Source organism: Winogradskyella sp. PC-19, assembly GCF_002163855.1.
Lineage (GTDB): Bacteria > Bacteroidota > Bacteroidia > Flavobacteriales > Flavobacteriaceae > Winogradskyella.
On the sequence record NZ_CP019332.1, the window covers coordinates 1,500,786 to 1,521,195 of the forward strand.

General features: G+C 34.7%; 12 protein-coding genes. 1 reads left to right on the forward strand and 11 read right to left on the reverse strand.

The genetic code is table 11. The annotated features are described in order from the left end of the window. Positions 1-38: 38 nt before the first annotated feature. On the forward strand, positions 39-518 hold the full coding sequence (locus tag BTO05_RS14115; protein WP_198295208.1) for a hypothetical protein: 480 nt from the start codon (positions 39-41) through the stop codon (positions 516-518). Positions 519-557: 39 nt separating this feature from the next. Here the strand turns inward: BTO05_RS14115 and BTO05_RS06965 are convergent, their stop codons facing one another. The 11 genes from BTO05_RS06965 to BTO05_RS07015 form a co-directional block, all read right to left on the reverse strand. After that, a complete protein-coding gene (locus BTO05_RS06965) occupies positions 558-1,565 on the reverse strand; it encodes a LacI family DNA-binding transcriptional regulator (RefSeq protein ID WP_087491965.1) in 1,008 nt (335 codons plus the stop codon). Positions 1,566-1,630: 65 nt separating this feature from the next. Continuing rightward, a complete protein-coding gene (locus BTO05_RS06970; protein WP_087491966.1) occupies positions 1,631-3,016 on the reverse strand; it encodes a T9SS type A sorting domain-containing protein in 1,386 nt (461 codons plus the stop codon). A gap of 138 nt (positions 3,017-3,154) precedes the next feature. Beyond that, positions 3,155-4,066 carry a glycosyl hydrolase family 17 protein gene (locus BTO05_RS06975; RefSeq protein WP_087491967.1) on the reverse strand — a complete coding sequence of 304 codons (912 nt, stop codon included), beginning with the start codon at positions 4,064-4,066 and terminating at the stop codon, positions 3,155-3,157. Between the two features lie 22 nt (positions 4,067-4,088). Then, the gene (locus BTO05_RS06980; RefSeq protein ID WP_087491968.1) at positions 4,089-5,654 is read right to left on the reverse strand and encodes an MFS transporter; all 1,566 of its coding nucleotides are present in this window, start codon (positions 5,652-5,654) and stop codon (positions 4,089-4,091) included. Positions 5,655-5,669: 15 nt separating this feature from the next. Next, positions 5,670-7,160: a glycoside hydrolase family 30 protein gene (locus BTO05_RS06985; protein ID WP_087491969.1), complete on the reverse strand. Its 1,491-nt coding sequence runs from the start codon at positions 7,158-7,160 to the stop codon at positions 5,670-5,672. A gap of 15 nt (positions 7,161-7,175) precedes the next feature. Continuing rightward, positions 7,176-8,465, reverse strand: coding sequence for a glycosyl hydrolase family 17 protein (locus BTO05_RS06990; RefSeq protein WP_087491970.1), 1,290 nt, complete (start codon positions 8,463-8,465; stop codon positions 7,176-7,178). A 5-nt stretch (positions 8,466-8,470) separates the two neighbouring features. Continuing rightward, entirely contained in the window at positions 8,471-11,941 is a 3,471-nt protein-coding gene (locus BTO05_RS06995) for a hypothetical protein (protein ID WP_087491971.1), read from the reverse strand. Positions 11,942-12,030: 89 nt separating this feature from the next. Continuing rightward, a complete protein-coding gene (locus BTO05_RS07000) occupies positions 12,031-14,814 on the reverse strand; it encodes a PKD domain-containing protein (protein WP_087491972.1) in 2,784 nt (927 codons plus the stop codon). 24 nt (positions 14,815-14,838) lie between these two features. Continuing rightward, positions 14,839-15,693 (reverse strand): family 16 glycosylhydrolase, encoded by an 855-nt coding sequence (locus BTO05_RS07005; RefSeq protein WP_087491973.1) that lies wholly within the window; start codon positions 15,691-15,693, stop codon positions 14,839-14,841. Positions 15,694-15,740: 47 nt separating this feature from the next. Beyond that, complete coding sequence (locus BTO05_RS07010; protein ID WP_087491974.1) at positions 15,741-17,174, reverse strand: carbohydrate-binding protein; 1,434 nt, start codon at positions 17,172-17,174, stop codon at positions 15,741-15,743. Positions 17,175-17,182: 8 nt separating this feature from the next. Next, positions 17,183-20,362: a glycoside hydrolase family 2 TIM barrel-domain containing protein gene (locus tag BTO05_RS07015; protein WP_087491975.1), complete on the reverse strand. Its 3,180-nt coding sequence runs from the start codon at positions 20,360-20,362 to the stop codon at positions 17,183-17,185. Positions 20,363-20,410 lie beyond the last annotated feature (48 nt).

Genomic DNA, 20,410 nt, shown 5'->3' on the forward strand with positions numbered 1-20,410 from the left:
TAATTTTAAAAAATCAACCAAATAAAACTAAAATTAAGATGAAAAAAATCGTAAAAACTTTATCGCTTTGCGCAATGGTAGCATTAGCATTTACTTCTTGTAAGGAAACAAAAGCTGAAGCTGAAAAAGCAGCAGACAAGATGGAAGAAGCTGCCGAAAAAACTGGTGTTGCAATTGATGAAGCTGCCAAAGACCTTAAAGATGCTGCAAACGAAACTGCAGATAATGCTAAAGATGCAGTTAGTACTATGATGGCTGACGCTCAAAATGAATTAAAGGCTGCAGAAGAGGCACTTGCAAACGCTACTGGTGAAGCTAAAGAAAAAGCTCAAGCAACTGTAGATGCTGCAAAAGCAAAACTTGAAGAAGTTAAGAATAAAGCTTCTGAGTCTGTAGAAGATGCAAAAGATACTATAGAAGGTGTTAAAGATGCAGCCAATTATGCTGTTGATGATGCTGTTGATGATGCAAAAAAAGTAGAAAGCGACGCTGTGGATAAACTAAAAACAGGTAATTAATATTATCTAATTTTATAGCTTAAAAGGTCTAGAAATAATCTAGGCCTTTTTTTGTGTTGTATCATTAAAGATTAGCTCACTTTTTACCATTATAGTTTTATGAGGTATCTTATATACAGATCCTAAATGGTTTAATAGTAACTCAGCTGAATTTTGGCCTATCTCAAAGGCTTTTTGATCTATTACTGATATCTTTGGACTAGAAACATACTTAGCATCTTCATAGCCAAAACCAATAACAGAGATATCCTCAGGGATACGTTTACCAACTAATTTAGACTTATTTAAAGCCATAATACCTGTAATGTGATCTATGGAAAGAATAGCATCTATTTCAGGATTTTTATTTAGGTAATTATAAATAAATGTTCTGGGATTTTTTTCTCTTCCTAGTTTTAAAATATTTGGACTTAAGCCAGATTCCTCGATCGCTTTATTGTAGCCATTGATACGGTACTTACCCACACTCAACTCTTCAATATTACTTATTAGAAGGATTTTTTTTCGGTGCTCTTCTTGGATTAAATATTTAGTAGCATCATAAACTGATTGAAAATCGTCTACAACAACCTTAGTGCATTCTACGTCATTAATAACTCTATCAAACATTATGATAGGCGTATTTTTACCAACTCTATTAAAATGGTTAATACTATGCTTAGTTTGTGTTTCTCTTGCTACTGCAACAATAAAACCATCTACACTTCCTGTAGATAATAAATCAAAACTTCGTTGTTCTTTTTCTAAACTCTCATTAGATATACATACGGTCATATCGTAATTATGATTATCTAAAGTAGTTTCTATACCATGTACAACTTCTGCAAAAAAAGGATTCATTAGACTTGGCACAACGACACCTACAACCATTGTCTTACTAGACTTAAGTTGTTGTGCAATTCTGTTAGGTTTGTAATTAAGCTCTCTTGCAAGCTCATTAACTCTGTTTTTTGTAGTCTCGCCAATTTCATTACTATCACTCAACGCTTTAGAAACTGTAGAGATAGAAACATTTAATAATTTTGCAAGTTCTTTTAAGGTTACCATAGTATTGAATTAAAAAGCCACACTAATATAGTGTGGCTTTTGTTATATGTAAAGATTAATGAAGATTAATTTTTTACCAATTTAATTGTCTTAGTAGCACCATTAGAGTATAACTTAGCTAAGTAAATACCTGTACCTAAATTTGAAGCATCAATTGTTACTTGTTGGCTATTTGGGCTAAGATTTAAAACTCTTTTTCCAAGAAGGTCATATATTTCTATAGTATCAATAGATATATTTGAAGATTCAATGTTCCATACGTCATTTGAAGGATTTGGTGATACTTTCAAATCGTTGATTGAAAAATCATCCGCGCCAAGTACTGTGCCTTTATGGAAATAAAAATTTGTAAGATAAGTAGGTCCAAAAGCAGCACCCTGAGCAACTATTTGAATTTGTTGTATATTATTTTTTGCTAAAGTAGGGTTAGAAAAACTAGCCAAATCTATGTCTACAGTGTTCCAAGTTTCAACACCTGGAGTGTTTACATCTATTGTGGCTTCTAAATTATGCTGAAAAGCTCCTGAAACAGGATCAAATTGTTGAAGTATAATCCTAATAACAGAGTCCGCCGCACCGGCGTCTAAAACCCACGAGTCTAAATGTACAGTGGTAAAGTTAGTTAAATCTAAACCTGTATCTGTACCAAAAAAATATTGATACTGAGCACCATCACCTGGAGATGGTGTTGTCAATTCTCTTGCGTCATCCGTTGTGACTGCGGTGTAATTTACAAACGTCGCACCCCCAAATTGCTGCACACCAGAAGGTGGTACATCTAAGTAAGCAGGACCAAATACCGATAAAACATCTAATAATGGTCTAGCAGGAGCAGCAACTATTGTAGTTGGTGGTTGAGGACATACATTTGGACAAGTACCTCCACAATCTACACCCGTTTCTGTACCATTCTGTATTCCATCTGTACACGTAGCAGCAGGGTCAGCAACAACAGTTATATCATCAAACCAGTATGTGCCAAGAGCAGTATTACCAACACCAGAATCAGCAAAAATAACAATAGTTGCAAAAGTCCCAAGTCCAGCAGGGAAATTAACAAGTACTGTTTGCTCGTCAGGCCCAACGGTATTGAAATATAATTCTGCAACTACAGGTCCACCAACTCCTCCTTCAAATTTCAGTAAGTGAGTTCTTTCCTCAGCTGCACCAAGGGCGTCTTGTGGATCCACTGTTAATGATATTGTATTGTTTGAAGCATCTGACAAATCTACTGCCACAGCTAGAGCTAGGAAAGTTCCGTCAAAATCGGCTCCATTACTTACGAGTTGAAACACGTTGTTAGTTCCAGAACCATCGTCAATAACTGAAGAAGCTGCACCGTTAAAGACACCCCATGCATTATCAGCTGCATCTTCAAAGTCTAATGGAAACTCTTGGGAAAAACTAATCGATGTGATCAGTAATGAGAGAATAAATGTAATTTTTTTCATAGTTTAGAATTTAAGTTATTACTAAGTTGTAAAGTTATTGATTTTTTTTTATTAAATAAGTTGTATTGCACCACAACACTACCTATACAATTCTCAATATTATGTTAATATTTTATCAATTATCGAAATTACAAGCATTTAAAATTTCAAATTCTCGTTTTTATCCCATAATCCCCAAAATGCACCTACGTCTCCTTCATCACCAGTTTTCCAAGATTCGTCAAAAGATGAGAAGTAGAAAATTGGTATATCATTTTCTTCTGTCCAGCGAATAGTGTCTATAAAATATTTCATCGCGGCTTCCTCTCCAGCAAAAGCGCCTTTAAGATTTCCGCCTTGACTTGGCCATCCAGTTTCTGTAATTATTATAGGTTTTCCTTGAGCAGCATCTACAACTTGACCATACATAGCTTGCATATGACCCAAAGCATACTCAATAGGGCATCCTTCCCAATATGGATATAAGTTAGCTAATATTACATCAGAATGTTCAACTAATTCTGGATGTCTAGAAAACTCGTAATAGGCATCTACATATCCAACAGGAATATCTAATCCTGAGAGTGCTTCTTTTACTCTTTTTATATAACCTAGTAATTCTTCTAATGATAAATCATCGCGGTATAACACTTCGTTTCCGACTGCAGCTACATCTACATGTCCTGCTTTTGCTAAAGCTATTAAACCTTCAATTTCCTTTTCATTATCTTCTTTATCGTCACTTAACCAAGCACCAACAAGAGTCTTTAAGCCATGCTTTTTTGCAACCACAGGAATGTGCTCATTACCTTCAATACAAGAAAAAGAGCGAATTCCTTTTACAAAAGGCTTTAATATTTTTACACGACGCTCGACTTGACCAATACTTATTTCGTCACCTGGTACTTGACCATCTTCGTACATACTAAAACAAATACCATGCATTCCATGTTCTATGGCCTTTCGCCACATTACCTTTAATTCTTCAATGGAATATTTTGAAGCATCAATACCCTGAGTATTAATTTGACTGTAATTTGATTTATAATAGGATTCTTCTCTGTATGACATTTTGTTATTTATATTTTTAGCTTTATAACTCGCCTCTTCGTTCTACTAATATTTCTTTGATTTCTTTTGCTCGCTTTTCATTCAAGCTATACTTCCACATAACCAGCATTGCTAAACCAGCGGTAACTGCAGGTACTACAATATCAGCAATTCTAAGAGAAGTCATAGTTTCCATTGCTTGTTCGGTTATATTTTGATCAAAACCAACAATTTTAAGTATAACACCACTCAATATGATTGCTATGGCTTGACCTAATTTTACCATCCACCAGTAGATTGCACCGAAAGTACCTTCTTTACGAGGCATACCGTTCTCTAATTCATCTAAATCACAGACATCAGCTGTCATACTCATCATAAGGGTAAATAAGCCTCCCATACCAAAAGCAAAAAATGGAATAGGTAAAAAGATTAACCAAGGAATTCCATTACTAGTATCTATACTAAACCACGACATACCTGCACTTTCTAAATATGGGTTTAAAAACTCAAATAAAGAGGCTACTCCACTAGTCATAGATTGACCAATATCAGTTTGATTGAAACTTTCGTTAAGTTCTATATCAAAGCCCCACCATTTTAATACATAACCAATAATAGATAAAGCTGTAGAGATTAAGAATGCTTTTCTTTTACCCCATTTTGTTGCCATTTTAGAAATAATAGGAATAACAATAAATGCAGTAATAATTGCATTTAATGTATTAAACCAAGCTGGCCAAGTACCTGCCTGTTCCCAACTACCACTATTCATATAAAAAACAATAATAAAAACTGAAAAAGCTGCCACTAACTGAAAACCATTAAAGACCAAAAAGGTCGCTCCACATAATTTCATGAACGGCTTATTCTTTGATACTTGTTTTATACCTCTAAATAACTCTTTCATATTAGAAGAAAGCGTTTTAAAATTTATCACCTGTCGATTTTCCATATTTGCCGAATCTATACCTCTACAGAAAAAAGCCGGTAAAACTCCAAATACTATACAGACTACACCAACAATAACAGCCATGGTTCTGACTCCTTCAGCTGGGTTGTCAAATGTATTAACATCAGGGATAATTACATATAACCAAGGCACAATCATCCAAGCAATTTGCCCCATACTATTTGCTAAACTCATCAATCTAGTTCTTTCATTGTAGTCAGATGTCATCTCATATCCTAAACCTACAAGCGGTGTAGCAAACATGGTGTTACCTACCAAGAATAAAATCTGGAGAATCATTACATACCAGAAGTTGAATGTCTGTGATGCATTTTCGTCTAGCTGCCACATTAAGATAAAAAGTATCCCACTGATTATAGCACCAGCAAATATATAGGGTCTTCGTCTTCCATATCGTGAGTTAGTATTATCAGATATGAACCCCATTACTGGATCAGTCAAAGCATCAAATATTCTAGGTAAACCACCTAAAAGACCTGCCCAAACAGGATCCATACCAAAGGCAGTTAAAATAAAAACTTGAAGATAGACACCAAGTACACCTGGTAAAAGGTTAAGTACAAAATGTCCTGCACCAAAAGCTGCTTTTTGACCAAAAGGAACCTTATTCCTCGAAACTTTTTCAATAGTTGGCATATTAATCTAGATTATTTAGTTAATAATTATAGTTTGTAATGCTTGCGCATTTATGTGAATATCAATAGATTTTTCGTTTAAAGAAAGATTAAAATTTTGTTCAGTTTCGCCTTCATTAAAAACAACAACTGCAATTGTACCGTCAGGATTTTGGGCCGCAGTAATTTGAAGGTCTTTATTACCATTTTCAACACCTAAGACCTCAGCACCAGGGCGAATATATTTACTAAAATGTGCCATAACATAATACAGTGGCGTGAAATAAATCTCGTCGGCATCTGGATCTACAATCACTGGTGCTGCACACCAATTTTTGAACCAGTTTGGTCCACCTTGGCGATCTAAAACCATATTCCAGTCGACCCAACCGTCTACCCAATTATTCATACAACCAATAATATCTCTGGCGTATCTATTTACAGGAGCATATTTAGGGTGTAAATATTTTTCTTCTTCAGAGGCCCAATCCCAACCCCAATCTGTTGCTTCTTTGCTCCAATACCAATTATCATCTTTCCAAGCAGGTACTTCAGAATCTACACAACCTTCAGTTTCAATAAGAAATTTATTTGGTGCTTTGTTATGAGCATATTGTAATTCTTCAGGGAAAACTTCGTATGTACTTTCGTACCAATGAATTGCTGTTCCGTCAAAATACTTTGATGTTTCTTCATCCTTATACATAGAATCAACCCACTCTTTTAATCCAGCTCGGTTTTGATCATAACCTAAAATAATTTTATCGCCATGTCCATCAGATTCTAACTTTGGCCCTAGGTGATTCATAACAAAATTGGTCATCTCATCAGGTGTATAGTGCATACTTTCCCAATTATTACCGTTGCCATGTGGTTCATTTTCTACAGTGAGGCCCCAAATATCAATACCTTGCTCCTTATAGGCATCTATATACTTAGAAAAGAAAAGTGCCCAAGTGTTGTAGTATTTAGGTAGTAGTTTACCTCCAACCCATTCATTATTATCTTTCATCCATGGCGCAGCTGTCCAAGGTGACGCAAAAATTTTAAATCCATCTTCAGAAGTTTGCATAGCATCTTTAATCATAGGAATCAAATCGTCCATATCATCTTTTATGGTAAAATGCTCTAAGTTGACGTCATCTACTACTGGAGAGTATGAATACTGAGATAGTGAAAAATCACAGGAATTCATATGTGTTCTGGTTAACGAATAATTGGCACCTTCTCTACCGAAATATGCATTTATAATTGTATCTCTATTCTTTTTACTAAGTCTATTAAGTAAATAAGCTGATGACTCGGTAAAAGCACCACCAAATCCCGTTATCTTCTGTAATCTTTTAGTTGTATCAATACTTACAGTATCTATGTCCTTATTTGTAGTTTCTTTGAAATCAGTAATCTCAGTTAGTTGATTACCGCTTTTTGAAGTTTCATAAATATTTACCTTCAATTCATTATTATTACTTTCACAACTCATTATTAATACTAAAAAACAAATGCTATAATACGTTACTGATTTCATCTTAAATAGTTTTTATTAATGCGTAGCCATAACCTCATCTTTTGATGGAGGCACTAGAACATCTTTCATTAAATCTACTTTATTGCCATTGTAGGTTTTTCTAATCGTATTCCCGTCTCGAGTTAAACCATCAAAAACACCTTCATCAACTAAATCCCAAATAGGGTATTTAGCTTTTCCATCAATAGTGAATAATCCAAAATGATTTTCTGACCCATTAGGATGCGCAGCGTCTTTCCATTGCTCATTAAAAGCTTCAAAATAAAAACAAGATATACCAGCTCTATTTGTCCATGCTCTCATTTGCTGATGAAATAAGCCTTGCTTATACTCATCTGTTGCTCTAGACCCATTATTACCATATTGTCCACTAGAAACTGAAGCCCAACCTGTTTCTCCGATATGAATAGGTTTTTTAACACCTAGACTCTTCATGTAATTCGTTACACTATCGTATTGTTTTTGAGAAAATTTAATCGCTCGCTCCATAGCCATCTCAATCTTGGTAGTATCTGGCATACCTTTATGAGCATTTGGAACATGCCAAAACTCAGGATTATAATGTGTATTATGATATGGATAAGTATGCATTGAAATGTAATCGACCGCCTTAACTAAATCCTCTAAAGCTTTTACATGGTATTTATCTTCTCCGCCACCCCAAGATGCAAAATCATCCGAACTGGTGATCCACAATTCTTTGGAAAGTTTACCTTCTGTTTTTAAATCCTGTAAATGATTTACCCATTTTAGGATTACATCAGGCTGGACATAGTAACTTGTTGCCCATTTTACCATGGCTTCATTACCAACTGCGATAACTTTTACAATCTCTGGATATTGATTAGCTAAATCAACTGCTCTAGCTATTTCACTGGCATTGTTTGGACTCTCTACATCATGATTTGGCACTTTATCTGTCCAAGCGTTTAAGCAATCAATCCATGCTCCTAACATCACATACATTTCAAAATTTTCGTCCTCGTTCTTTAACTCTGTAATAGCCTTTAAGATGTTTGAAGCGTGAGGTAGTTTTGATTGTACATTATAAGTTCGTATAACTTTAATACCCATGGCAGAGAGAATCTTCATATCCTCTTTTAATTGAGGAATAGTTGGTTGACTATCTCTAGATTTTTTTCTATAACCTCCGTAAGAAATAGCCTGATAATCTGGATTTCCTAGTATGTCTTTTGCTGTCACTTGCTTCTGTGTCTGCATTATTGTTTCTTTTTTCTTTTGATTACAGGCCATGACGAATATTGAAAATAGTATACAAATTGCTATGTTATAATTCGTCTTCATAAAAATTATTTTAATATTGCTGAATTGATATGCACATCTATTCTACGAATAGCTCCTGTTCTAGAAAATAATGAATCACTGAGTTTTACATCCAACTGTAATCCTTCAAAAGTACTTTTTGACTCATCAGTCATAGTAACTTCGATGCTGTTATTCGTTGAAATATGATAGACAACAGGTACTTGACAATAAGTGAAAGCTAGGCTGCCTTTAACTAACTTCAAATCTGTAAATTCCCCATCAATGTTGACATATTTGGTTTCTTTATCTGCTTGTAAAAATTCTTCTTTTCGTAAGAGACAAGGATTAAAAGTTAACCTACCTTCTTCAACAAAAACTCCTAGTTCTCCGAAACGACTTAAAATGTCTTCCTTTACCTGACCGGTCATTCCTGGTTGTTGTGCTCCTTTTCCGCCAGGTGTATGAGAATAAGGATCTGTTGGAAAAGCACCATATAACTCAGGCGATTTGTGAACTCCGATTCCCTCGTTAATCTCGTAAAAGTGCTCTAATAATTGTCCTATGACTACTTCATTTTCTGCTGCATTAACAGCATCTACACAGCATTCCTGAACAGCTAATAACAACTTAGACACCATATGCCAATATATAGAACCTAAACCTTCATAACCGTAAAATGTTCCTGATCGTCCAGTAAATGCTTTATGGTTAAAAACATCTTCAAAAGTCTGCAATACTTTCGGTGTATCTGACTCTAAATACTCACTATACTTGGTTTCAGAAAGTTTTTCTAATGCATCCGATAAATCACCTGCATTTTTGAAATTTCCATTAAAATGATATTCTCCATTAACATCTTGCTCTACTATTTGAGCATTTTTATCTTGTAATAACTCTTGTAATAACCTTGAAGATTGTATAGCTTCTTCGGGAATTGTATTTCTATCTAAAAACCCTTTTAGCTCTTTATTTGGATAAAGCAAATAACTATACTGATCTTGTCTAAAAAGTTTACTCTGTTTAAGCGCATTTAAAACATCAAGTGTCTCATTAGCATTTAAATACCCTGAACTTAAAACAGCAACCTGACCTTCTAACATCTCACTTAAATAAGAAATAGAAACAGAATTATCTTCATTTACTGTCATTAAATTATAAGCATGATATAGATTATCCGAACGCTTATTAGCTCTTATAGAATGCTCTAAATAAGATTTACTAATCGTAACAAAATCCTTTAGTCTATCTATTGAAAGTGTTGTTTTTCTTCCTGAGAATGCATTATTGTATATATTATCTCTAAACTGACTACCTGCTTTACCTAAACTATCTAAAATTAGCTTTTTGTCAGAATCGTTAATTGCATCTCCTAATAATGATTTGTGATTTTCAAAAGTATTTAATACGCCATTGAAAAAATCAAATATTTCGTTAGAAACTTGTACATCTTTAATATTTGTAGTAGCAAGTAGTTCTTCAAAGAAATTAAAGAATCTTCTTAAGTAATAAAGTGTAACCATAGAGACACCATTACCTACCAATGCATTATTAGCATCATTCCATTCTGGTCGCTGGGTATTCATCCATATACCACCTTCAGGTATGAAGTTTGATAATTTAGCTAATGATGTTGCTAATATTTTCTCGACAAAATTAGCTTTAATAATAAATCTGTTTTCGTCTCTAAGTAAAGCACCGTCTGCACCAAGTTGCTGACGTTCTTCATTAATCTTATGGTCTAATGCTTCATCAAAAACAATAGTATCTTTAGGGTCTTTAAGTAAATCTTTGTAAGACTTTATTTTGTATGGCACATTAGCATAGACAAATAAGTCTTTGGAAAAGAAACCTTCTAATTTACCTGGCTGATGATTATTTATAAATTCTAAAAACTTAAGTAGATATATAATTTGGTGATCGCCCCAATAACCAATATATGACCAAGGGTCATCTGGTTCGATAGTTTCCCAATCAAAACCACCTTTTGTTACTCTGTAAGGATTGTAACCGTCGAATGTCGTAGCATTTAGGAATTTATGAATCATACTCTCTATAAACTGAGGATAAGAATGCGCTAAAGCTTCCCAGTTTTGAAATATGTCTCTCCAATTACCTTCGTAATCTAATATTTTTGACCCATCAATTTCGCTTCTTGTATTAATAGAAAATTTGTTCCATGGTCTACTTGGGTCGCCGTGACGACGACTAAACTTTAGTGGCATATATTCAAGACATAGGCGTCTAAAATTTTTGTCTTCACTATTGTAAGCTATGGTTTGTATATCAGCTAAAGAAAATACTTCAGGCAGATTTTCTAGAACTGACTCGGATGTCCTTGCAACTTTCTTATTTGCATTACTTAGATAGTTTTTAAAATCCCATTTTTCTATTTGATAACCATTATCAAAAATACCTCCACGCATTATATTAAATAGTGTATTAGCAAAATGGCGGGTATCTCTTAAACTATCTGCAGAAACTTGAATACCGTCTGAGGCAGCATTCAATTTTACAAGTCGCTTGGTTCCTTCGCTAATGTTTTGGTTGACTTTATCAATTAAAGAATTATCTTCTTTTATCTGTTTTGCTAAATAAGCAATATCTGAATGGTTTTTATTAACATCAGCAACTATCATCCATTGCTTTGAAGTTTGCGCCGATAGTTCTATTTCAGTTGAAACAAAATATGCTCCTTTTTCAGCTTTTATATCTAGTTCTTGAGAAATAGACTTACGCGACCTGAAATTATCTAATTGTAATGACGACAACAAATATGTTGGATTCTCAAAGCCCAAAGACCAAACTACATTGGCCTTTAATGCTTCACTAGCCTCTGCTTTATCTACAAGAATTGCACTAAGTGCAAAAATTCCCATCCCGGTAGGCTCATGTAATTCATTACGCTTGTATGCATCGACCAAATTACTTGCAGAATTTTGTATATCACTGCCAATACTTGCAGGAACAATATTCTGAATCCCGTCAAGTAATGTAACCTTTACAGGAGTTTCTGATGTATTAATTAATTTAGATTTTTTTATAAATCCAAATTGATTTGAAGAACTCCATTGATATCTAAAAGTTAAACCTAAGTCATGATTAATTTCCTCAAAAATCACCTTATTACCATATCGGCTTTTGTAAAGATTTTGGGTTGTATTATACTTGCCTAGTGACCGTATGGCTAATGGCTCCCACATGTATACTTGACCATCTTTTGTGATTTTAAAAACAGATTTATTACCTGTAATATCTGCAGATTCTGTTATTTTATCGTCTGTATAATATGGGAATAAAGCAAATTCAGAATTTTTTCGTCCCGCGGTTAGACCTCCATTACTAGATATAAACATCCAGTGGTTAGAGTCGCTAACGATACTCATAAAAAACGGACGCATCTTGTCGCTGTTAGAGATTTTGAAATAATTTTCATTATCTATAACAATTGTTTTAAGTTCTATATTATTGGTAAAATTCAAGGTTTGCTCTTTTTCTGCTAAAACAGTGTTAGTCATTATACGATTAATGTTAAGTAACATTATTTTATAACAAAAGGCTAACTCTTAGAATAGTAATAGTTAGCCTTTCTATTTATGTATTTAATTTATTCTAAACGGATATTATCGAAGTAAAACACTTTATCTGTTGTTGTAACTTCTGTATCAGTACCGTCAGGGTTATCTGGCTTAATTACCAATTGATTTACACCTGTATTACTTGGCGGTATTCCAGTAAAAGTAATCTCAACTTCAGTCCATGTATTTGCGTTAGTAATTGTTGCAAACTGAGGGCCAGGATTACCAGAGTTAGGATCTTGTGGATCACTATTAATTTCAAAACGCATAACCACATTTGCTTCATTAGTATATACTAAGAATTTGAATGTTCCTGTACCATCAAAATTACTTGGAAATGCATTTTGAATTCCGCCCCAACGATTTATCCCTGCAGATTTATCTACTCGTAATACAAAATCAGACGTATTTAAACCTGAGGCATCTGGGTTATCTGTTAGGCTAGTTGCCATTCCTGCTCCTGTGCTAGAAAACGTACTTGTAAATGACTCACAATCTTCAAAAGTCACTGGGAAAGCTGTTGCTGGAACTGCACCAGTAGTACAACCACCACCAGTTCCGCCACCGCCACCTCCAGGTGTACCGTAAACCATTAAGTCATCAAAATAATATGTACTACCATCTGCAACATTAAAGTTGAAGAAAATCACAAGCTTATTAAATTGTGGTGTTGCAGTTGGAGCAAAATCATAAGTTAATTCTGTCCATGTATTTGCAGCACCTGTTGTTTGCAAAATTTCAACAAAATTTCCAGCATTACCTATTTCTTCTAGTTTTAATAAAACTGGTGTGTTAGCTACTGGCGACCAAACTTTCATTTTCATACCTTCTGAAGTATTGAAGTCTAGCTTATCCGTTAAATCAATTTGTACATTGTCAAATGGAGAAGCATTGAATCTTATAACCTCTGCAACTCTACATGAGCTATTTACAGAACCTGCAAAATCAGGATTATCGATATAAGACACACCAGTATTGTCTCCAATTAAAGCAGGAGTATCAGTCTGGAATGTGATATTTAAATCTGCTGCTGCAATGGACTCTGTAGTTTCAGGAACACAGTTTCCTCCACCGCCACCTCCAGCGCCATAAACCATAATGTCGTCAACAAAATATGTACTAGCATCACCAACATTAAAGTTGAAGAAGATAACCATTTTGTTGAACTGAGGAGTTGCTGTTGCTGGGAAGTCATATGTTAGTTCTGTCCATGTGTTTGCAGCACCAGTAGTTTGTAATATTTCAACAAAATTTCCTGAGTTTCCTATTTCTTCTAATTTTAAAAGAACAGGTGTATTTGCAACTGGTGACCAAACCTTCATTTTCATACCTTCAGAAGTATTAAAATCTAATTTATCAGCTAAATCTATTTGAAGATTATCAAAAGGCGAATTATTAAATCTTGTGACTTGACCAACTCTACAAGACATGTTTGCTCCAGAAGCATCTGGATTGTCAATATAAGAGAAAGCTACATTATCTTCAATTACTGTAGGTGAATCTGTTTGGAATGTAATGTTTAAATCCGCTGCTGCTATTGACTCTGTAGTTTCAGGTGTACAAGCTGGACCAGTATTACCAGAAACTTGTGCAAAATCATCAACATAAAAAGTTCCAGCATCAGTTTGATTAAATGCTACAAATAGCACCATATCATTATAAGAACCAGTAGAGTTTAGAGTAAATGTCAACTCTTCCCAACCAGTACCCATGTGCATTTGATTATCTTCAACATCAGCTTCTGTACCATCTTCAAACTTTAATAAAATTGGAAGCGCTTGATTTGAAAATATTTTTACGCTAACACCTTGGTCTGTAGAAAAATCAATTGGAACATCTAAATTAAAAAATGCATTTTCAAAATTGTCGCCACCATTGGTGATTTGACCTACTTTTGTTGCATCTGCATTGATACCAGATAATTCAGGATTATCAACAACTGTAAAACTAACATTACCTACTATTTTTGCTGCATAATCAATTGTTTCACAATCAAAATCCATTGGGAATTCTAAGTCTGTATCTGTACATGGGATATCAGCTGTGTTAATTTGAGAAATGTCATCTATGTAAAATGTTCCTGCTGTAGTACCTGGACCATCAACAAAAAATGTTACTGTAGAATAGCTAGCTGCTGAGTCAAAGGTAAAATAAAGTTCTTCCCATCCTGTACCACCATGACTAGCTAAAATTTCTGTATCTGCAGCTGTTCCATTTTCTAACTTTAATAGAATATCAATTGGAGAAGTAGACCAGAAAAGTATTTTCACTGTTTTGTCTACAGATAAGTCAAGGTCTACACCTAAATCAAAAAAGAAGCCTTCAAAAGTTGCGCCACTATTTACAATTTCTCCAACATTTGAAACCGTTGGATTTGCTCCTGAAGCATCTGGATTTTCAACTATTTGAAATGCTGTTCCACCAAATACAGTTGCTCCATAATCTACTAATGGATTATCAAAAGAAATAGGGAAACCTACTTCTTCAGGTATAGCGATAGTAAAAGTGTCCTCAAAAGTATCAGAAGCTCCTGCAACATTTGTTGCTTCTAAAACTACAGTATATGTACCCGATGTATATACCTTTATAGGATTTACTTCTGTTGATGTTGTTCCATCTCCTAAATCCCAAGTATAGTTATCTGCATTGGTAGATGTGTTAATAAATGATACAACACCAGTATCTTGATTAATTGTTTGAGTGAACTCTGCATTAATCTGTGGTAAGACTGCATCGTCTTCATCACAACCTAAATATGCTAAAGCCAAAAACAAGACTGACAGCAACTTTATTCCTTTCGTTATTTTTTTCATAATATTATTGTATTGCATGATTTATTATTGTTTGTAAACTCGAACGTAATCTACGAGCATGGTTTGTGGAAATTCTGTTTCTGCGTTTGGTGGTCCTGGCAAGTTACCTCCAACTGCTACGTTTAATATGATATAGAATGGTCTATCATTAAACACCCATTCGCCTTCCCCATTTGTTTCCTCATCTATATCTTCTGGAGTAATCTGATTATATAATACATCGTCAATATAGAAGTTAATATAGTCTGGACCCCACTCAATGCCGTATACATGAAACTCTGTGTCTACTCTTGTATTTTCTAAAGTATAGCTTTTTGATACAGACTCTGCTCCTGAATAACTTGGTCCATGAACAGTACCAAATATTTTAGTTGGTTCGTCACCTACATTTTCCATAATATCAATTTCACCAATTTGCGGCCAAATTGAACCATCACTATCTTCTCCTAACAACCAAAATGCCGGCCACATTCCTTGTCCATAAGGTAAACGTATGCGAGCCTCAAAGCGTCCATATTGTTGTTGAACATTATTTTTTGTTTGCAGTCTTGCTGAAGTATACTGTGCACCATTGAACTCTTCTTGTCTAGGTGTTATTAGTAGATACCCGTTTTCTACAGTGGCATTTTCAGGCCTATCAGTATAATATTGTAATTCATTATTTCCCCAACCTGGTATTCCTTGTGCTGTACCGTCACCAATATCGAAATTCCATATGTCTGTGTCTATCACACCATCCTTATCGAAGTTGTCTTCAAAAACTAAATTACTAAAAGTTGCAACGGTTTGTGTTTCGTCTGTATTACAGCTTACTGTAGAAGCTATTAAAAAAATACCGAGAAGTACATTCCCTAAGGTTAGTTTTTTTGTTGTTTTCATAATCTTCATTTTCATATTACTTTATAAAATATATGTCATTGATACCTTTAATAGAAATAAATATTGTCTACGAAAAGATTTGATATCGTTGGATTTGCTGGTCCACTCTCAGAATTAAATAATAGTAGTCCTATTCTAGATAAATCACTCAATCCTGAAAAACTAGATAATGGGATATCAAAGCTTACCCAAGTATCTTGAGCTAGTTCGCTTCCATTTATTAAGAAGGAGCCAACTGTTTCCGTAGCGCCATAATTAGTAAGTTCTAATAATAGTCTATCTCCTGATTGCAACGCTTCCTGAACATTTATATCTATATGCAATGTCGTTAAATTTGTAGCGTTAACTGGAGGCACTGCTTCTGCTGGGAATATTACATCGTTAAAAACTATACCAACAAAATTTAAATTTGTGTAGCTGATTATTGATTGATTAGCAACAGGCAAAACTCCACCTAGTGTCGTCTGAAAAGGCTCAAAAAATGAATTATATCTAGAGACTGGAATATCAGTGTATGCATCACTGAACAAAGAAACCACTGATGAAGCATCTTGGGTTGGTACAGGTGCAAATTGAAATGGCCCGCTAGTTGTTATCTCTAATGAACCTTCGGCTAAAACTCCATTTAGTTGTGCAGTGATTGTTGCAGAACCTTCGCCAATAATAGAAATCTCTCCAAGTTCATTAACAATAGCAACATCTATATTTGAAGACTCAAAATCAAAATAAGAAGGAGATGCTCCGACCGTTATGTTGCTACCATCTTCTACGTTAAACGTTTGTGTAAGGCCTGTAATTTCTATTGTTGTATCCGTAAAAGCTTGTTGAACTATATCTTGACCATCAAAAATTCTTGGTCTTGGTTGAGCAATCGTTCCAAGATTTTCGAATCTTAACTCATCAATCCAAAATGTAAAACCAAATCCATTAGTACTGTTAGTTCCTGCAGAAAAAATAAACACTCCCTTTTCTTGTATTAATTTTGATGGGTCTGGAATTGGAATTGTATATTTTCTCCAGTCAGTAGAAAGTTGCGTATCTGATTTACCAACGCTATACTTATTTTCTTCAAAATCAGTACCAAATCCAAATAAGCCTACAGTAGCAGTTGTCGAAGCTTTAGCATAAAATGTTAACGCATCAAACCCACTTAAATCTCTTCCTGTTCCTCGATCTAGAAAAATACCTCCAATAAAACCGCCATTTGGGTCGTTTGGTGCAGGCACATCTATTCGTATTGAAGAGTTACCTTCAAAAGCTTCATTTTCGTCAGTACCAAAGCCTTGAGGATTAGCGCCAGCAGCTGGATCAAAAGAAACAAAAAATTCGTCTGTAAGACCTACGGGTGCATCTGTAAATATATCTCCTGTAGCAGGAAATGAAGCAAATTCAACATCGTCTGACAATCCTCTCTCACATCCTAGCATCACAAAAGTAAAAGCTAGAATTGTAAATACTTTATATGTATTAATTTTTTTCATCTTAAAAATTATTTTCCAATATTAATATGTACATAAGTTCTAATTTCCCATTCTTGACCATTATCAAAACCAACGTTACTAATAGGTGGTACTGGCGGGAATGTGTTTGGCGCAACAAAATTAGGTCCAAAGCGAGGTGAGAATTCATTTAATGATCTCCATGTACCTCTTATTCCAATTCTTGTACTTGGCAGAATAAACCAATCTGGTTTTCCTAGGCTAGTTGAAATATCTACCATAAGCTGTAAAGGGAATGTGAGGTTAAAGTCTCTATGATAATCGAATGGTCCCCAATCATTTACCTTAACATGTGTTTGAAGCATCATTTTTTTATAAATAACCCTTACATCTCCTCCAAAGCGTTTAATCAATCTATCACTATCTCCGTTTGCTTGTCCGTTACCATAATAGAAGTTTCCTATTATACCTAAATCGTTATTTAGTTTTGAAACCATTCTTGAGTTAATCTCCCATAAATCTTCAGCTGGTGCTGATTGAGGAAAAGCAAAAAACTGTCTGTTTGCTAGAAATCCAATGTGTGCATCAGTTGTAGTAGGAAGACGACGATATGTAAATCCTAAATTTGCTGCAAATTCAGCATCTTCAGCACGGTCATTATTCCATTCATACATCCATGTTCCTGGTGTTGGATCGTATGTCACTAACATTTCATACCCATAAGTTTCTCTATTACCGTTTCTAACTGCAAAAGGGTCATCAATAACATTTCTTAATCTTCCTGGTCCTTGAACGTCATTAGGCATCTGAGCCACCAAAGGCTTTTGGAACATAAAATTTGGAGCTATCTGGAAGTCTCCCATTGTATATGTAAATCCTGATAATAGGTTAACTTGGTTCCCGCTACCTGAGTCTTTTAATCTCCAACCAGTAAATGTTTGAGTTTGATCAGCACCACCATTGGCAACTAAGCCCATATAAGCACCTTGGCCGTACCAATTAAAACGACCGCCTTGATACATGACCTTAAACTTTCCACCCCAATTATCGCTAGATTGAACTTTATCATTATATACTACATAGTTACCTGAGGTTCCTCTAGTGTCTTGAAAACCAACACCATTTAATGGGCTTCCTGCCCATATACCACCGACCATAACATTGAATTTACCATAGTCTTTTTCTACAGCAACTGTTGCTCTCTCAGTAGGAAAAGCTGGGATAATACCACTTCGTACTTGGTTTGCATCTAATACACGTTGACCAGTATCAGGGTCAATCTGAATTTCTGTTTCAAAATCTCTATGATAAATACCTGTTATATCATACCCTTTATAGTTTTTAGAATATTTGAATAACATTGTAGGGTTTGCACCCCACCAAAGTTGTGGTCCAATTGCAGCTTTTAAACCTTTGAAAGCTCCTTTACCATCAATTTCGGCACCTAATATCTCACCACCGTAAATATCTAAATTAGGTCCATAATTAGCTTCTGGATATAATCCAAAAAAGTCTCCTTCATATCCCCAATGATAATGACCTGTTCTATAAAATCCTCTTAAATCAAAGTCCTTAGCGTTCCACTCAAATTCAGCATTGTAAACTTGAACTCTATTGTTATCATTTATAATAATATCCTCTCCATTTGCACCTTCAACAGTAATAGGTCTTGCTCTGTTTTCATAAAAAATCTCATCTATTGGGTTTTGAGCAACATTACCAGTAATATTAAAGTTTACATTAGCACGCATGTTAGATGAAGGCTTTCCTTGAACTCCAATGAAATAAGATTGCATATGATCAAAACCTAATTGATTTGGAAATGCATTAGAAGCTGGGTCAGGACTATCTGGTGTTGTAATTAGACTACCACCAGTACTAAATGTTGAAAATCTGGCACTTAATTGGCTTATACTTAATTTACCACCATCTTGTGACCCCAAAGCCGCTTTGTCTCCTCTTGCCTTTAAAACAGCATCCATTAAATTAATATTACTGAAATAGTTCTCAACAAAATCAGAATCAACTCCTTCATCATAAGGGTTTAACTGATGCGCTTCTTTTAAAGCATAATACACAGCACGAGGATATAAGTCGTAAAGACCTCTTTCATTTGTTGGCCCTTTTGCACAAATACCAAACCACTCTTCATTCATATTATTACCACCAGGAGCTAAATCTCTCTCATAACCTCCATTTGGCCAAGTAGCCGTTGTATTATGAACGTCGAAGTCTTTTGTTTGATTCCATTTCCACCAACCATCGCTTGACTGAAAAGTGAAACCACCTATTGAGTTTCCTGTCTTACCCAATCCTGCTGCATTTTGATAGATCTCTTTCCAATTACCAATGTTATAGTAAGCTTGACTAAATTGGTCTTCTTTGTTATCTATTGCATTAAATGCATCCGCTCCAAATTCAGCAAAAAGAATAGGTTTATCCAATTCATCATTCACTCTTTGAAACGCATCACTAAATGAAATACCTCTATACATATTTGTACCATATATATCAACATCTTTACAGTACTCTTTAACAATGTCAAGGTATAGTAAATCACCATTACAAATAGCAACCGGAACAGAGTTGTCTATTGCTTTTATTTCTATCGCTGCATCATTGACTGCTTTGTATAATCCCTCAGCTGCTAATCTTATACCTGGATCAACTCCATCGATAGGAATCGCTTCAGTTTCAGCACCTGTCCATGATAGGTGATAATTATTTTCGTTACCAATCATGTATATTAATAGCCCAGGAGTATTCTTGTACTTTTTTGCCATATCGGTAACCTCTTTCATAAGAACTTTTCTTGTTTCAGAGTCGGTGTAGTCGGTTTGTGGTGTCCATGCTCCGTTAATTGTCAAACCATAAGCACCGAATTGGGTATTTAACATTGTGTAAATCCCATAATTCTCATAAATGTACGTTATCCATCTAGGCTCCAAACCATAAGTACGAATGGCATTAACACCCATGTTTTTAAATAGTGCCATTTCAGAATCCAATGCAGCTTTGATAATATCATCTGACTGATTCCATATACCTTTATCAAGAATTCCGTTACCTATTGGAACATAATCCCAATTGATACCATTGACGATAAATTCTTTTCCATTGACAACTAATTTTTTTCCAGAAGTATCACTAACGATGGATATTTTCTCAGTTTGTGTAAAAACTGAGTTTGTAATAAGGATTACTATAAACCCGAGAATTAATTTCTTCATTATTTAAATATGTTTAAATGAATTTTAAAAATTCTATTGATTCTATAA

Coding starts and splice junctions, on each gene's coding strand:
- BTO05_RS06970 (WP_087491966.1), bottom strand. CDS start 3,016: ATGAAAAAAATTACATTTATTCTCTCATTACTGATCACATCGATTAGT.
- BTO05_RS06975 (WP_087491967.1), bottom strand. CDS start 4,066: ATGTCATACAGAGAAGAATCCTATTATAAATCAAATTACAGTCAAATT.
- BTO05_RS06990 (WP_087491970.1), bottom strand. CDS start 8,465: ATGAAGACGAATTATAACATAGCAATTTGTATACTATTTTCAATATTC.
- BTO05_RS07005 (WP_087491973.1), bottom strand. CDS start 15,693: ATGAAAACAACAAAAAAACTAACCTTAGGGAATGTACTTCTCGGTATT.
- BTO05_RS06985 (WP_087491969.1), bottom strand. CDS start 7,160: ATGAAATCAGTAACGTATTATAGCATTTGTTTTTTAGTATTAATAATG.
- BTO05_RS06980 (WP_087491968.1), bottom strand. CDS start 5,654: ATGCCAACTATTGAAAAAGTTTCGAGGAATAAGGTTCCTTTTGGTCAA.
- BTO05_RS07010 (WP_087491974.1), bottom strand. CDS start 17,174: ATGAAAAAAATTAATACATATAAAGTATTTACAATTCTAGCTTTTACT.
- BTO05_RS06965 (WP_087491965.1), bottom strand. CDS start 1,565: ATGGTAACCTTAAAAGAACTTGCAAAATTATTAAATGTTTCTATCTCT.
- BTO05_RS07015 (WP_087491975.1), bottom strand. CDS start 20,362: ATGAAGAAATTAATTCTCGGGTTTATAGTAATCCTTATTACAAACTCA.
- BTO05_RS07000 (WP_087491972.1), bottom strand. CDS start 14,814: ATGAAAAAAATAACGAAAGGAATAAAGTTGCTGTCAGTCTTGTTTTTG.
- BTO05_RS06995 (WP_087491971.1), bottom strand. CDS start 11,941: ATGACTAACACTGTTTTAGCAGAAAAAGAGCAAACCTTGAATTTTACC.
- BTO05_RS14115 (WP_198295208.1), top strand. CDS start 39: ATGAAAAAAATCGTAAAAACTTTATCGCTTTGCGCAATGGTAGCATTA.